The following is a 15,242-nucleotide window of genomic DNA, read 5'->3' on the forward strand; positions in this document are numbered from 1 at the left end:
CTCACGCCGTCGCTTCGAGATAGAGGGCGAGCAGCGCGTCCTCGGCGATCTGCCGTTCGGCGCCCGACAGCGCCGGGTCGGCGGCCCGTGCCTTCAGGCTCTCGGCGACGCGGCGCAGGACGCCGTCGAAGTCGATGCTCTCCAGATCGGCGGCGTCCGGCCGCACGGCGAGCGCCAGCGCCGCGTCGAGATGGAACACGGCGGCCTGCAGCCGCTCCAGCCAGTCGTCGAGCTTGCGGCGGTCCGCGATCGACACCGCGCCCGTGATCTTCAGCTTCAGCACCAGCTTCGACATCGGGTCTTGGGTCGTGCGCAGCAGCGCCTCGCGGGCCGCCAGCGGCTCGGCATCGGCGATCTCGACGGCGTCGCTCGCCCAGCGATACGTGCCGACGGCGCGGGGCTCGACCAGCGGCGGGGCGCCGGCCTCCGTCACCGTGACCAGCAGCGCGCTGCCGACCGTCTGGCTGTCGTGGCGGTCTGGCTCGGGCGTGCCCGAATACCAGGTGCGTGGACCGATCTCGCGGGTGCGGTGCCAGTCGCCGAGCGCGAGGTAATCGAGGCCGGCTTTTTGGGCGCGGCCCGGATCGATCTGGTTGGTCGCCTCGCCCTCCGCCTCCGGCGTGCCGAAGCGCGTGACGGCGCCGTGGGCGAGGCCGATGCGGATCGTGCCGATCGGCGTCGGCGTGTCGTCCATGCGGGCGGTGAGGTCGCGGGTCTCGGCCCGGCTGGTCAGCGGCGCCGGCAGCAGCACGGCATCGGGGGCGAGCGCCATCGGCGTCGCGGTGAGATGCAGCCGCACATTTGCAGGAGGTCCGAGAGCGGCCAGCCGCTCCCACACGCCGCCCGGCCGGTGGGCATCGTGGTTGCCCGGCAGCAGGTGCCAGGTGACGCCGGGAAAGCCGCGCATGCGCTCGAGCGGCGCCCGCAGCGTGACATTGGTGGGCGTGTCGCTGTCGAAGACGTCGCCGGCGACCAGCACATGAGCGGCATTTTCCGCGACGGCGAGCCGGCCGAGGCTTTCGATGGCGTCGAGCCGGGCGCCGCGCAGCGCCTCGGCCTTGTCGCCGAAGCGGACGAAGGGCTTGCCGATCTGCCAGTCGGCCGTGTGGACGAAACGCATGGGAACCCGGGTGCCTGGCGACGGCGCGGCGCGCCGATTCGCAGGCCGGATACTAGCGGAGTCTGGTTTTGCTCGGCAGTGCGCCGCCGCCGTCGGGTGGTCGTCCCCGGGATCGGGTCGTCGCAGAGGCCGGCGCGCTCACGCTGGCTTCACCGGCGTCATGCGGCGCGCCATGGCGATCGCCGCCGCCATGTTGTGGTGATCGGCGACGCCCTTCCAGGCGATGTCGAAGGCGGTGCCGTGGTCGACCGAGGTGCGCAGGATCGGCAGGCCGGCCGTGATGTTGACGGTCTCGTGCTTGCCGATCAGCTTGGCCGGGATGTGGCCCTGGTCGTGGAACTGGGCGACCACGATCTCGTACTTGCCGTCGATCGCCTGCTGGAACACCACGTCGCCCGGGATCGGGCCGTGGGCGTCGATCCCTTCGGCGCGGGCAGCCGCGACCGCCGGCTTGACGTAGTCGTCGTCCTCGCTGCCGTAAAGCCCACCCTCGCCGCAATGGGGATTGAGGCCGGCCACCGCGACCCGCGGCGCCGCCACCCCGGTGGTCAGCACGTGCCGGTGGGCGACCCGGATCGTCTCCAGCACCAGATCGGTGCGGCAGAGCCCGGCGGCCTGCGCCAGCGAGACGTGGGTCGAGACGTGGATCACGGCGAACTGGGGGCACGCCAGCACGGCGTAGTTCTTCTTCACCCCGGTGAAATGGGCGAGCAGGCCGGCATGGCCGTTGAGCGCGTAGCCGGCCATGCGCAGCGCGGTCTTGTTGAGCGAGGCCGTGCAGACGACGTCGATCTCGCCGGCGAGCGCCATCTCGACGGCCGTCTTGACGCAGCGGCAGGCGGCCTCGCCGGCGTCAGCCGAGAGCGTCCCGGGCAGGATGGCGTCGCGGTTCGGGGCCTCGACGGCGAGCAGCGGCACGGCGCCGCTCGGCACCGCCGCGTCATGCGGCACGAAATGCAGCGCGCTCCCGACCAGGCGGTTGGCCCGCTCCATGAAGACCGGATCGCCGATGACGATGGTGGCGGCGCGCTCGGCGGCCGGCAGCTCGGCCAGAGCCTTGCAGATGACCTCCGGTCCGATGCCGGCCGGATCCCCCATGGTGAGACCGATCGTGTTCATCTGTGCGGTTCCGAGGAATGTCGTCGAGGCCTCGCCCGATCCGGGAAAGCCACCACGGTGACATCCGCATTATCACAAGAATTGCGTTAGAACCATACATGTTTTATGGTACAAACTCGGTCGCGCGATGTGTCGATCGGGCTCGCGCGGCCCGAGGATCTCGCCGTCGGACCGGCTCCGGCGGCCGTGAGGGACCGCGCATGTTGGGCCGTTCGGACAGCTCCGGGCTGATCCTGAGCTTCTATGGCGACGATTTCACCGGCTCGACCGATGCGCTCGAGGCGGTGGCGATGGCCGGAATCCCGGCCATGCTGTTCCTCGAGCCGCCGACCCGCGAGGATCTGGTGCGCTGGCCCGGGCTGCGCGCCGTCGGGGTCGCCGGCACCAGCCGCAGCGAAAGCCCCGCCTGGATGGACACGCATCTGCCCGGGGTGTTCGAGCGCCTGAAGGCGCTCGGCGCACCGCTCTGCCACTACAAGACCTGCTCGACCTTCGATTCCGCCCCGAGCGTCGGCAATATCGGCCGCGCCGCCGAGATCGGGCAGCGGGTGTTCGGTACCTCCGTGCTGGTGGTGGTCGGCGTCACCCGGTACCAGCGCCATGTCGTGTTCTCGACCCTGTTCGCGGCGGGCAGCATATCGGGTGCCCAGGAGGTGTTCCGGATCGACCGGCATCCGACCATGAGCCGCCACCCGGTGACCCCGATGACCGAGGCGGATCTGCGCCGGCATCTCGCGGCGCAGACCAGCCGGTCGATCGTCGGCTTCGATTTCCGGCGCATGCTGGCCGACGATGCGTCCTCGGCGCTGCAGGCCGCTCTTGCCGCCGCCGACATGGTGATTCTCGACACTTTCGACGCGGCGACCACGCGAGCGACCGGCCGGCTGCTGGCCGAGCACGCCGCGCGGAAGCCGGCCTTCGTGGTCGGGTCGTCGGGCGTCGAGTACGCGCTCGTCGATCATCTCACGGCGGCCGGCGAGCTGCCGCTCGCGCCGCCGCCGACCGCGCGCGGCGCGGTGGACAGGCTGATCGCGGTGTGCGGAAGCTGCTCGCCCGTCACCGAAAGCCAGATCACCTGGGCGGACTCGAACGATCTTGCCGTCGTCGCCGTCGACACGGTGGCGATGGTGAACGGCGGCGAGGCGATCGAGGCCGACCTCGCCGACGCGGTTGCGGCGGCCTTGTCGACACGGGCCGGCGTCGTCTTGCACACGGCGCGCGGACCGACCGATCCTCGGCTCGGGCCGACCCGCGCGGCGCTCGAGAAGCGCGGGCTCACCGGCTTCGACAGCGCGCGGGTGCTCGGCGGCAGCCTCGGGCGCGCGCTTCGCCGCGCCGTCGCCCGCACCGGCGTCACCCGCGTGGTGCTGGCCGGAGGCGATTCGTCCAGCCACACCGTCTCGGCCATGGGGGTCGAGGCGCTCGAGGTGGCGGGGCCGCTCGTCCCCGGCGCGCCGCTGTGCCGGATCCATTCGTCCGACGCCGTCATCGACGGCGTCGAGATCTCCCTCAAAGGCGGGCAGGTGGGCAGCTCCGACTTCTTCGCCCGCGTGCTCGCCGGGCACTGAAACGCCCTGGAGGCTGCCGGTGAATCCCGACGAACGCCGCCGCGAGATCGTCAAGCTCGTCCAGAACGAGAAGACCGTGCAGCTCGACGATCTCTCCGAGCGGCTCGGTGTGAGCCGCATGACGGTCCACCGCGACCTCGACCTGCTCGAGAGCCGGGGCCTGCTGCGCAAGGAGCGGGGCGGGGCGACTGCCGAGAGCTCGCTGCTGTTCGAGAGCAACTTCCACTACCGCCTGCAGTTCGGTCAGGCCGAGAAGCGGGCGCTGGCGAAGGCCGCCCGCGCCCTGATCGAGCCAGGCGCCGTGGTGATGATCGACGACAGCACCTCGACGCTGCCGATCTGCGACGAGCTGGAGACGATCGAGCACGTGACGGTGATCACCAACTCGCTCGCCGCCTGCGATCGGCTGCGCGACCGCACCAATGTGCGGCTGATCCTCACCGGTGGCATCTTCAACGACACCCTGCAGGGCTTCTACGGGCTGGTGTGCGAACAGGCGCTGAGCAAGCTGCGGGCCGACTGGGCCTTCCTGTCGGCATCGTCGGCGATCGGCATCGCCCTGTACCATCAGGACCAGGAGGTGGTGCGTGTGAAGCGCGCCATGATGGCCGCGGCGGAGCGCTCGGTGATGCTGCTCGACGCCTCGAAGTTCAAGACGCGTGCCCTCAATCACTTCGCGGATCTCACCGAATTCGATCGGGTGCTCGTCGATCGACAACTCGACGAGACGTCGGCGCAGCGTCTGCGCCAGGCGGGAATCTCGTTCGATCTCGTCTAGCCGGAAAGACATGCCATGCCGCAGACGTTGGGCAAGCAGCTTCGCCTTTCGCGTATCGTCGATCCGAAGACGAAGCGCGGCTTCTGCATCGCCTTCGACCACGCGCTGCAGCTCGGCCCCTGTGCCGGCATGGAGCGGCCGGAGGAGAGCCTCGACCAGATGGCCGAGGCGGGGGTCGACGCCGTCATCCTGCCGCTCGGCTCGGCCCTGCAGTACGGCCCGCGGCTGGTCGCCAATGGCGGTCCGGCCCTGATCCTGCGGCTCGACCAGACCACCATGTGGCGCGAGGGAACGCCGCTCGGCTATACCGACGGGCATACGCGCCTGGTCGCCGCCGTGGAGGACGCAGTCGCGCTCGGTGCCGAGGCGGTGATCACCTATCTGTTCGTCGGCCACAATGATCCGGCCGAGGAGACGGCGGCGTTCCGCGACAATGCCGCCGTCAACGCCGCTGCGCGAAAAGCCGGGATGGTCCACATCATCGAGACCATGGGGGCGCGCGGGGCGCGCGCCGGCGACGTCCACGACGGCGAGTTCGTCCGCTTCCATTCGCGCATCGGGGTCGAGATGGGCGCCGACGTCATCAAGACCGACTGGCCGGGAAGCGTCGCGGCGCTCCGTCGTGTCACGGCGGCGTTGCCGGTGCCGGTGATGCTCGCCGGTGGCCCGCGCGACGGCACCGACCGCGGGACCATCGAGCTGGTCGACGCGATCATGAAGGGCGGTGCCGCCGGCATCCTGTTCGGCCGGGCGATCTTCCAGGCGCTCGATCCGCTCGCCGTGATGAAGGCGTGCCGGGCGATCGTCCACGACCGGCTCCCGGTCGATGCCGCCATCGAACAATCCGGTTTCCGCGGGTCTCCGGCGGCGGCCTGAGCGGCCGGTTCAGTCCGGCCGGGAAAGGGCGGCGCCGGTTGCGCCGCCCTTTCTTTGCCCGCCGAACGTCCGCGCTTGCGCCGCCAGGACGATGAGAGGCCCGTGTCGGGGCGACACGGACCTCTCGGCCGACGGTCGTGGGCGACGACCGTCAGAAGCGCAGATGCGGGGCCGTCAGCCAGGGCACGGCGGCGACGATGACGGCGGCGATCAGCAGCGATGCCATGTAGGGCCAGATGGCGTGCATCGCCTTGTCGGGCGGCACCCGGCCGATGGCGCAGGCCTGGTAGAAGCCGATGCCCAGCGGCGGGGTGAACAGGCCGAGGCTCATCGAGAGCACCATCATGATGGCGTAGTGCACCGGCTCGATGCCGAGATCGTGGGCGATCGGGAACAGCAGCGGTGCGAACACCACGATGGCCGGGATGCCCTCCAGCACGCAGCCGAGGATGGCGAACACCACGATCGACAGCGCCAGGAAGCCGTAGGCGCCGCCCGGCATCTGCGCCATGCCGTGGGCGAGCTGCTGCGAGAAGCCGGACTGGGTGAGGGCCCAGGCCATGGCGGTGGCGGTGCCGAGGATGATCATGATGGCGCCGGACAGCGCCAGGGTGTCGCACAGCATCGGCCACACCCGCTCGAGCGGGAATTGCCGGTAGATCACGATGGCGACCACGACCGTGTAGACCACCCCGATGGTCGACACCTCGGTTGCGGTGGCGACGCCGCTGACCACCGCCCAGCGGATCAGCACCAGCAGCAGCAGGGCCGGGATGGAGGCGGCAAAAGCCTTCAGCACCTGCTTGCCGGAGGCCCGCACGGCCTCGCTGACGTCCTCGCCGCGGGAACGGAAATACGCCACGACGACGAGCCCGATCGCACCGACCGCCGCCGGCAGCAGGCCGCCCGTGAACAAGGCGGCGATCGACACCCCGGTGACCGAGCCCACCGTGATCAGCACGATCGAGGGCGGGATGGTCTCGGCCATGGCGGCCGACGACGACAGCAGGCCGATCAGCTCGCCGGGCTCCTTGCCGCGGCGCTGCATCTCCGGCAGCAGCACCGGCGCGATCGCCGCCATGTCGGCCGCCTTCGAGCCGGAAATGCCGGAGACGAGATACATGGCGCCGACCAGGACGTAGGAGAGCCCGCCCTTGAAGTGGCCGACCAGGGCGGTGAGCAGGTTGATCAGCACGGCGGCGAGGCCCGTCATCTCGATCAGCAGGCCGAGCAGCACGAACAGCGGGATCGACAGCAGCACGAAGGTCGACATGCCCTCGTCCATGCGGCTGATCACGATGCTCATCGGCATGTGGGTCATGAACTCGAGATAGACGACGGTCGAGAGCCCGAATGCGAAGGCGATCGGGGCGCCGCCGAGCACCAGGGCGGTGACGCCGATGCCGAAGAAGATCAGCAGGTTCCAGTTCTCCATGTCCTGCATCTGCGGCAGGAACACCGTGAGGGCGACCCCGCAGGCGACCATCAGGCCGATCGCGAAGGCGAGGTCGGCCGGCTTCGCCCGCTGGACGAGCTGCAGCACGGCGACGATCAGCATCAGGGTGGTGCCGGTGAGGATGGCGGCGGAGCGGACGGTGTCCGGAAGCTGCAGGGCGGGTGTCGTGATCGCCATCTGGTCGACGGCGTGCTCGAAGGCCGGCTGCAGGATCAGGCCGAGGAACAGGATCACGGCGGCCGCCGAGCAGGTCTCGATCCGGTCGCGCCACGGACGCGGAAACAGGGCGGAGACGACGGTGAGGCGCATGTGGCCGCCCTTGTGCTGGGCGACGACGGCGCCGAGCATGCACAGCCACAGGAACAGGATGGAGGCGAGCTCGTCCGACCAGACCAGCGGCTTGTGCAGGCCGTAGCGGAAGGCGACGCCGGTGAACAGGACGACCACCTCGACGACGACCAGGATGGCGCCGGGAACCTCGGTGAGGAGCGCGATGCCGCGCTCCAGGCGGGCGCAGGCGGCCTTCAGGGCCGCAAGCCCGCCGGGCGCGACGCCCGACGGGTCCACGACGATGGCGTCAGCCGAGGGGGCCGACGTATTTTTCGAGGCGGGTCCAGGCGTCGTCACCGAACTTCTCCCTCCACTGGGCGTAGAATCCGGCCTTCTTCAGCGCGTCGCGGAAGGGCTGCGGGTCCGGTCGGCTGAACACCATGCCCTTGGTCTCGAGCTCGGCCTGGACGGAGCTGTTCAGGGCGGCGATGTCGTCGCGCTGCTTCATCCCCGAGTCGTCGAGCGCCGTCTGGGCGATCTTGCGCATGTCGCCCGGCAGCCGGTTCCATGTCTTGCCCGAGGCGATGAACAGGAAGCCGTCCCAGATGTGGTTGGTCAGCATGCCGTATTTCTGCACCTCGTAGAGCTTGGCGGTGCGGATGATCGGCAGCGGGTTCTCCTGGGCGTCGACGATCCGGGTCTGCAGGGCCGTGTAGACCTCGCTGAACTGCATCGAGGTCGGGGCGGCGCCGAGCGCTTGGAACAGGCTGATCGAGAGCTGGCTGACCGGCACGCGGATCTTGATGCCGGCGAGGTCGTCGGGCGTCACCACCGGCTTGCCCGAGGTGGTGAGCTGGCGGAAGCCGTTGTCCCACACCTTCGGCATCATGTGCAGGCCGGCCTTCTCGATCGCGCCGCCGATGAAGGCGCCGAGGTCGCCGTCCATGGCGGCCCACACCTTGTCGTAGCTCGGGAAGGCGAAGCCGAGCGCGTTGATCGGCGCGGCCGGCACCAGGGTCGCGATCACCAGGGCGGACGGCGTGAAGAAGTCCAGGGCGCCCGACCGCACCTGGTTGAGCATGTCGGTGTCGCCGCCGAGCTGGTTGTTCGGGAAGATCCGGATCTCGAGATCCCCGTTGGTCTCCGTCTTGATCCGCTCCGCCGCCTCCAGGGCGCGCACGTTCAGCGGATGCGTGAGGGGGAGGTTGTTGCCGTACTTGTAAACGAACTTGGCGGCGGCGCGGGCCCGCAGATGGGGCATGGCGAGGATGGCCGGGCCGGCCAGGGCGGCGGTGGCGAGAAGGCTGCGTCGGCTGAGGTGGGGCATCCAGAGTCACTCCCGGGTGGGTTCTGGTATGGCTTTGTAACATACTTTTTGGTATAGAGGCTGTCTAGCGATGTTCTGTTCGTAGAGAACCGGATGTGCCCAGGCCCCTGCCCGGGCAAGGTGCGCCCACTCCCCGCCCGGTGGGCGGGACGTGCGACAGGAAAGGCCGGACAATGAGCAGGCTGTTCGGAGAGGTCCGCCAGATCGGCTATGTGGTCGAGGACATCGAGGCGGCGATGCGCTACTGGGCCGGGACGCTGGGGATCGGCCCGTGGTTCTACGCCGAGCGGATCGTCGACCAGGACTTCTATTACAAAGGCGAGCCGTCGCCGATCGTGCGCTCGGTCGCGCTCGCCAATTCCGGCTTCATCCAGATGGAGCTCGTGCAGCAACGCAACGACGCTCCGTCGATGTACCTGGATTTCCTGCGCGCCGGCCGCACCGGGGTGCAGCACTTCGCCTACTGGACGACGACCTTCGACGAGCACCTGGCCAAGGCCACGGCCGCCGGCATGACGGTCGGCATGGGCGGGCAGGTCGGCGCCAACGGGCGCTACGTCTATTTCGATTGCGAGTACCACCCCGGCACGGTGATCGAGCTCTCCGAGGTGTCCGGCCCGAAGGGGCGGCTGTTCAGGACGATCCGCGAGGCGAGCGAAGGATGGGACGGTGCGAACCCGATCCGCCCGTTCCCGGACCTGTCGACCCTAGAGGCCTGATCCGGAGCGCGTTCGGCAAAGCAGATTCCGATTGGCGTCCGAATGCGCTCTGAACGTCAGAGCCGGAGCGTTGTCATCTTGCGGACCGGGGGTACGCGGTCGAGGCGGCTCACTGCCCCCCGGCGCCGCGGGCCTGTGTCAGCAGCCAGGCCATGATCTCGGCGTTCTCCTGCACGGGGCCGAGCCGCCCGGAGCGGCCGGCGTGTCCGGCGCCCATGTCGGTCTTGAACACCAGCTCGCGGTCGTCCGTGCGGGTGGCGCGCAGCCTGGCGACCCACTTGGCCGGCTCGACATAGCGCACCTGGCTGTCGTGGAAGCCGGCGGTGACGAACATGGCCGGATAGGCCTTGGGCTCGATGTTGTCGTAGGGCGACCAGGCCCGGATGTTGTCGTAGTGCTCGGGGATCGCCGGATTGCCCCACTCGACCCATTCGAGCGTGGTGAGCGGGATCGAGGCGTCCGACGTGGTGGTGAGCACGTCGACGAACGGCACCTCGGCGACGATCCCGGCGAACAGGTCCGGCCGCATGTTGGCGACCGCGCCGACCAGAAGTCCCCCAGCCGAGCCGCCGCGCGAAAACAGGGCGCGACGGTCGGCAAACCCTTGCGCCACCAGGGCCTCGCCGGCGGCGATGAAGTCCGTGAAGCTGTTGCGCTTCATCAGGCCGCGGCCGTCGCGGTGCCAGCGCTCGCCCTTCTCGTGGCCGCCGCGCACATGCGCCATCGCATGGACGAAGCCGCGGTCGATCAGGCTGAACACGCTCTCGGTGAAGGTCGGCCGCTGGCTGTAGCCGTAGGCGCCGTAGCCGACCAGCAGGGTCGGGTTGCCGCCCGGCCGCCTCAGGCTCTTCTTATAGGTGAGCGTGACGGGCACGCGCTCGCCGTCCGGCGCCACCGCCTCGATCCGCTCCACCGCGTAGTCGTCCGGCTTCAGCCAGCGGGCCGCCGGATCCTCGCGCCGCAGCGTCAGGGTCCCGGTCGCCATGTCGAAGTCGTAGGTGCGCTCCGGCTGCAGCGGCGCGCTGAAGCGGAAGCGCAGCACGCTGGTGTCCGGCTCGCGGTTGCCGCCGAAGGCGCCGTAGAAGAAGCTCGTCGAGGCGACGCCGATCGCCGCCGGCTGCGGCACCGCGATCTCGGTCTTGTCGGACAGGCGCAGCACCTTGATGCCGATGCCGCTGTCGCGCTCCTCGTCGTAGGCGACGAAGTCGCGGAACGGCTCGATGCGCCAGATGAAGCGGCCCGGCCGTTGTGGAATCAGCTCACGCCAATGCGCGGCGTCGGGGGTCGCTTCGGGCGCCGTCATCACGCGGAAGTCGGGCGCGTCGAGATCGGTGCGGATGTAGAACGTGTCGCCGACATGGTCGATGTCGTAGCGCACGCCGACGCGGCGCGGCTCGACGACGCGGAAAGTTCCGTCCGGCTGGTCGGCGGCCAGATAGCGCGCCTCGCTGGTCTGCTCCTGATCGCTCTCGATCAGGATGAAGCGGCGCGACTTGCTGCGCCGGACCACGACGCTGAAGGTCGGGTCGCTCTCCTCGTAGGCCAGCACGTCGGTGTCGGTCGGTGCGCCGAGCCGGTGGCGCCAGACCTGGTAGCCGCGCAGCGTCTCGGGCTCCCGCCGCACGTAAAAGAGCGTCGTCGAGTCGGCCGCGAAGGCGAAGCTCTCGGCGCCGTCCGAGATGCCCTGGTCGGTGACGGCGCCGGTGGCGATGTCGCGCACGAACAGGCGGGTCTGCCGGTCGCCGGTGAAATCGACCATGAAGGCGACGCGCCGCCCGTCCGGGCTCGGCTGCCAGCGGCCGAGTCGGTAGAGCGCATGGCCGGCGGCCAGCGCCGGCACGTCGAGCACGATCTCCTCGACGGCGCCGGGCGCGTCGCGGCGGCGGACGATCACCGGATACTGGGCGCCCTCGGCGAAGCGGCGCTCATACAGCCAGCCGCCGTCGCGGAACGGCACGCTGGCTTCGGAGTGGCCGCTGCGCTGCCGCAGCTCGGCGGCGATCTCGTCGATCAGCGGCCTGATGGTGGCGAGGCGGCGCTCGGCATAGGTATTCTCGGCGGCGAGATGCGCCAGCACGGCGGGATCGTTGCGGTTCGCCAGCCACTGATAGGGGTCGACGCGGTCGTGGCCGTGCTCGTGCAAAACGGTCGGGACGGTTTTGGCGACGGGCGGCTTCGCTGTCGCCGCCGCTTCGTCAGCAGCGGCGGCCGGGACCGAACTTGTGAGAATGACGAAAAGCGCTGCACAGGACAGCGCACCGAAGAACAGAGCGGCGATGGAACGAGAAAAGGTGCCGTGTCGCATGCATGGTCCGTCGCTGGTCCGCCCCCGCGCCACCGAGCACCGGACTATGGCCAATGCGCGACGGGATGACCAGTCACGATCATGCGCGCATGCGCGCTCAGGCGGCTGTCCGCCGTGCCCGGAAGCTGATGCGGGCCGGGTTGTGCTCCATGTTCTCGGCCAGCCGCTCGGCCGAGAAGCCGGCTCTCGAGAGAATGTCGCGGAACTCCGCCTCGGTGTATTTGGCGATGCCGAGCTTTTGGCGGAGCTTGCTGTAGGACGAGAGCGCCGTGCGGGCGACGCCGACCAGGGCGGCGAGCAAAAAGCCGTTCGCATACGCATAGCGCAGCAATGCGAACAGGTCGCTGACGGCGCCGACATCGGGCGGGATCACGTCGGCGACGATCAGCACGCCGTCGGCCGTGAGCAGGCGCCGCCATTGCGCGAGCAGACCGTCGAGATCCGCCCGGCCGAGATACTGCACCACCGAGTTGGCGACGATCAGCTCGAACGAGCCGGCCGGATACGCCGTCAGCTCTTCCGGGCTGGCGACGGCGATGTTGGGTACGGCCGAGAAGCGCGCCGCGAGGTTCTTTCGCACGTTCGGCGCGGCGTCCGACAGCACCACGCGGCGCGCGACCTTCGCCACCGTGTCGGCGTGCAGTGCCTCGCCGCAGCCGAAGTCGAGTACGCGGGCCTGCGGTCCCGGCACATAGCCGGCGATCGCATCGGCGATGTCGCGGTAATGCACGTCGGCATGCCGCGCATTCACGTAGATCGAATGCGGATTGTCCCAGAAGCCGACCCAGTCGCGGATGGTGGTGGTCATCACGATGTCCTGCCAGGGTCTCGATGCCCGTCATGGCCGGGCTTGACCCGGCCATCCATCAGGTTTCGCAAAAACGCTTTGTTCGAAGCGGGATGGATCGCCGGGTCAAGCCCGGCGATGACGCCGGTGAGGGAGGCTGACACGGCCGCACTCCTGGGCCCGCTCTGCGGCGGCACGATCAGCAGGCGGTAGGGCGACGGGAGGTTGGTCTCGCCGAAGAAGGTGCGGGTGACGGCGAGATCGACGATGCGGGCGTCCGGCTCGGTCGCGGCGCGGGCCGCCAGTTCCCGCCGGCAGGGGCCGTCGTCGCCCTTGCACACGGCGACATAGCCGTCGCGCAGCAACTGCTCGGGCGTCACCCACGGCGCCGTCGCCAGCGAGAAGCCCGGCACCGAGTCCGGATGGTCGGGATGATAGAACGTGATGGCGGCGCCGAGATCGGGATCGCCGATCACCACCGACAGCCGCCGGCCGGTCGCACTCGCCCATTCGCGCGAGACTGCGTCGGTGAGCGGCGCGAAATAGGCGCGGCCTTCCTTGTTGCCGTCCCAGTGGCGCATGAGCGCGACGGCGGGCGCCGCCGCCACGATCAGCAGCGTCACGATCAGCACGGCGCCGGCGAGCGTCGCCGCGGCGGCGCGTGAGACGACGGCCTCGGCCGGCGCCAGTAGCACGACCGGCAGCAGGAACCACGCCTGCATGGTCCACAGCGAGGTCAGCTCGACGCCGACGAACGGCGCCGTCACGGCCGGGATCAGCAGCGGCAGCACCAGCAGATGGACCAGCATGCGCCGGTCGGGATCCTGCGGCCACAGCGCCGCGGCGATCGTCTGGCGGTTCGGGCGGACCATCACGAGCCAGGCGATGATCGGTCCCGCCACATAGGCGACCGCGCCGAGGAGATACAGCACCGCCTTCCACAGGATCGCCGCCTGGGTCGCGCCGCCATGCACCGCATAGGCGTAGCCGAACGGCTGGAAGCCCGTGGTGGCGAGCCAGTACAGATGCGGCGACAGCACGGCGACGCCGGCCAGGATCGACACCCAGGGCGACGGTGATCTGAGATAGGCAAAGCGCGCCGGATGCAGCAGCGCGGCGATCGGCAGGCTCACCACCAGATAGATCGAGTAGTACTTGCCCAGCATGGCGAGCGCGCAGGCGGCGCCCGCCGCCGCCGACCAGCCGAACCTGCGGCTCTCATAGGCGCGCAAGAAGCAGTAGACGGCGAGCGGCCAGGTCGAGAGCAGCGTCTGGTTGGAGGCGAAGCGCTGGCCGTGGAACTGATAGAACGGCGTCAGCAACAGGAACAGCAGCACCAGCACGCGCTTGTCGCCGGACAGGTACCGCTTGGCGATGCAGTCGACCATGAACAGCGCGAAGGCGGCGTTGACCATCGCGAGCAGGTGGAACGACCACTCGACGAGCGGGAACACCGAAAACCACGCTGCCGCCATCAGGGCGCCGAGCGGCGGGTGCTTGTAGTAGCCGGGGCCAGGATGGCGGCTCCAGGCATAGACCTCCACGAGATCCGGGTGGAGATCCAGCGACGTGTAGGAGATCACCTGGAACGCCGTCCAGGCGATGACGAACAGCATCAGCAGGATCGCGGTGGCTCGGCCGTCGTCGGCGTGGTCGAGCCACGCGCCGATGATTCGGCGCGGCATCGAGACTCGTACAGGAGCCGCGGTGGTGCTCATGAGCCGGTGGAGGCCCGCCGCGGCGGCTCCCCGTGGACCGCCTCGATCGGGGCGCCGGGCGAGTTGCGCGAGGTTTCGGTCTCGGCCACCAGGAAGGGCGGCCATCGGCGGGTCTCGCGCAGGACGCGGCCGATATATTCGCCGATGATGCCCAGCACCAGGAACTGGCCGGCCCCCATGATGGCGATCGCCGACATGGTCGAGGTCCAGCCCGCCACCGTGTGGCCGATGGCGAGGAAGCTGACGATCGAGTAGACCAGCAGCAGCACGCCGATCAGCGCGAAGATCAGCGCCAGATGGATGGCGATGCGCAGCGGCCGCACGCTGTGGGCGATGATGCCGGTGACGGCGAGGTCGATCATGCGGCGGAGCGTGTAGCTCGACTCGCCCTCGCTGCGCATGCCCTGGCGGTACGGGACCTTGACCAGCGGATACCCGACCCAGCGCACCAGGCCGCGCAGAAAGAGGTCGTGGTCGTCGAAGCCGTTGATGGTGTCGACCACGGCGCGGTCGAGCAGCAGGAAGTCGGCGCTGCCCGGCTCGATGCGCACGTCGCCGATGGTGTCGAGCAGCTTGTAGTAGAAGCGCGAGGTGAGGCGCTTCATGAACGACACGTCGCCGGCGGCGCTGTCGCGTTGCGCCGCGACGATCTTGGCGCCCTCGCGCCATTTGGCGACCATCTCGGGGATCAGCTCGGGCGGATGCTCGAAGTCGCAGTCCATCAGCACGACGAGGTCGCCCTTCGCGTGCCGCAGGCCCGCCCGCAGCGCCGGCTGGTGGCCGAAATTGCGGGTGAACGACACGTAGCGGACATGCGGATCGGCGGCGGCGAGGCGGCGCAGCTCGGCCAGCGTCTCGTCGCGCGAGCAGTCGTCGACGAAGACCACCTCGAAGCGGCCGAGCGCGCCCGCCACCTCGGCGAGCCGCTGCGCCATCGGGCCGACATTGCGCGCCTCGTTGAAGGCGGGCAGCACGATCGAGAGGAGGGGTCCCTCCGTCGCCCGCCGATCCGATCCGATCGCCAACCCGCTCTCCTGCTGTGCCTGCCGCGCGAGTGTCCTTGCGCGCATCGCCGGCGCACCGCACGGCGTCGCCAGGGGCGCCACCGGGGTGCCGGCTCGGCTCGTTCAGGGCACAGTCGGGTGGAAGAATCAAGCCGGGCGGGACCCGGCCGGGTGGGCTGCGGCGCCGCGCGGGCT

General features: G+C 69.7%; 12 protein-coding genes. 4 read left to right on the forward strand and 8 right to left on the reverse strand.

Going from position 1 to position 15,242, the window contains the following annotated elements; genetic code table 11:
* Position 1: 1 nt before the first annotated feature.
* Both HXX10_RS05470 and pdxA read right to left on the reverse strand, forming a co-directional pair.
* Positions 2-1,120 (reverse strand): DNA repair exonuclease, encoded by a 1,119-nt coding sequence (locus tag HXX10_RS05470; protein WP_296520524.1) that lies wholly within the window; start codon positions 1,118-1,120, stop codon positions 2-4.
* Between the two features lie 138 nt (positions 1,121-1,258).
* On the reverse strand, positions 1,259-2,239 hold the full coding sequence (pdxA, locus tag HXX10_RS05475; RefSeq protein WP_296520525.1) for a 4-hydroxythreonine-4-phosphate dehydrogenase PdxA: 981 nt from the start codon (positions 2,237-2,239) through the stop codon (positions 1,259-1,261).
* 200 nt (positions 2,240-2,439) lie between these two features.
* On the opposite strand from pdxA, the gene HXX10_RS05480 reads away from it, so the two are divergent.
* From HXX10_RS05480 to HXX10_RS05490, 3 genes are read left to right on the forward strand one after another with little or no spacing between them, the layout of a single operon-like run.
* Positions 2,440-3,807 carry a four-carbon acid sugar kinase family protein gene (locus HXX10_RS05480; protein ID WP_296520526.1) on the forward strand — a complete coding sequence of 456 codons (1,368 nt, stop codon included), beginning with the start codon at positions 2,440-2,442 and terminating at the stop codon, positions 3,805-3,807.
* 19 nt (positions 3,808-3,826) lie between these two features.
* Positions 3,827-4,585: a DeoR/GlpR family DNA-binding transcription regulator gene (locus HXX10_RS05485; RefSeq protein ID WP_296520527.1), complete on the forward strand. Its 759-nt coding sequence runs from the start codon at positions 3,827-3,829 to the stop codon at positions 4,583-4,585.
* 15 nt (positions 4,586-4,600) lie between these two features.
* Complete coding sequence (locus HXX10_RS05490) at positions 4,601-5,461, forward strand: hypothetical protein (protein ID WP_296520528.1); 861 nt, start codon at positions 4,601-4,603, stop codon at positions 5,459-5,461.
* A 151-nt stretch (positions 5,462-5,612) separates the two neighbouring features.
* On the opposite strand, the gene HXX10_RS05495 is transcribed toward HXX10_RS05490, so the two are convergent.
* Both HXX10_RS05495 and HXX10_RS05500 read right to left on the reverse strand, forming a co-directional pair.
* Entirely contained in the window at positions 5,613-7,544 is a 1,932-nt protein-coding gene (locus HXX10_RS05495) for a TRAP transporter large permease subunit (RefSeq protein WP_296520529.1), read from the reverse strand.
* A complete protein-coding gene (locus HXX10_RS05500) occupies positions 7,495-8,514 on the reverse strand; it encodes a TRAP transporter substrate-binding protein (protein WP_296520530.1) in 1,020 nt (339 codons plus the stop codon). The genes HXX10_RS05495 and HXX10_RS05500 overlap by 50 nt, the downstream gene beginning before the upstream one ends.
* 173 nt (positions 8,515-8,687) lie before the next feature.
* Between HXX10_RS05500 and HXX10_RS05505 the strand changes: the two genes are divergently transcribed.
* Positions 8,688-9,233 (forward strand): VOC family protein, encoded by a 546-nt coding sequence (locus HXX10_RS05505; RefSeq protein WP_296520531.1) that lies wholly within the window; start codon positions 8,688-8,690, stop codon positions 9,231-9,233.
* Positions 9,234-9,342: 109 nt separating this feature from the next.
* On the opposite strand, the gene HXX10_RS05510 is transcribed toward HXX10_RS05505, so the two are convergent.
* The 4 genes from HXX10_RS05510 to HXX10_RS05525 all read right to left on the reverse strand — a co-directional run bounded on the left by HXX10_RS05510 (position 9,343) and on the right by HXX10_RS05525 (position 15,068).
* Positions 9,343-11,538 (reverse strand): S9 family peptidase, encoded by a 2,196-nt coding sequence (locus HXX10_RS05510; protein WP_296520532.1) that lies wholly within the window; start codon positions 11,536-11,538, stop codon positions 9,343-9,345.
* Positions 11,539-11,635: 97 nt separating this feature from the next.
* Entirely contained in the window at positions 11,636-12,346 is a 711-nt protein-coding gene (locus HXX10_RS05515) for a methyltransferase domain-containing protein (protein WP_296520533.1), read from the reverse strand.
* Positions 12,346-14,010 (reverse strand): glycosyltransferase family 39 protein, encoded by a 1,665-nt coding sequence (locus HXX10_RS05520; protein ID WP_296520534.1) that lies wholly within the window; start codon positions 14,008-14,010, stop codon positions 12,346-12,348. Before HXX10_RS05520 ends, HXX10_RS05515 begins: the two co-directional genes overlap by 1 nt.
* A 29-nt stretch (positions 14,011-14,039) precedes the next feature.
* The gene (locus HXX10_RS05525; protein ID WP_296520535.1) at positions 14,040-15,068 is read right to left on the reverse strand and encodes a glycosyltransferase family 2 protein; all 1,029 of its coding nucleotides are present in this window, start codon (positions 15,066-15,068) and stop codon (positions 14,040-14,042) included.
* Positions 15,069-15,242 lie beyond the last annotated feature (174 nt).

Source organism: Rhodoplanes sp. (genome assembly GCF_013377085.1).
Classification (GTDB): domain Bacteria; phylum Pseudomonadota; class Alphaproteobacteria; order Rhizobiales; family Xanthobacteraceae; genus Rhodoplanes.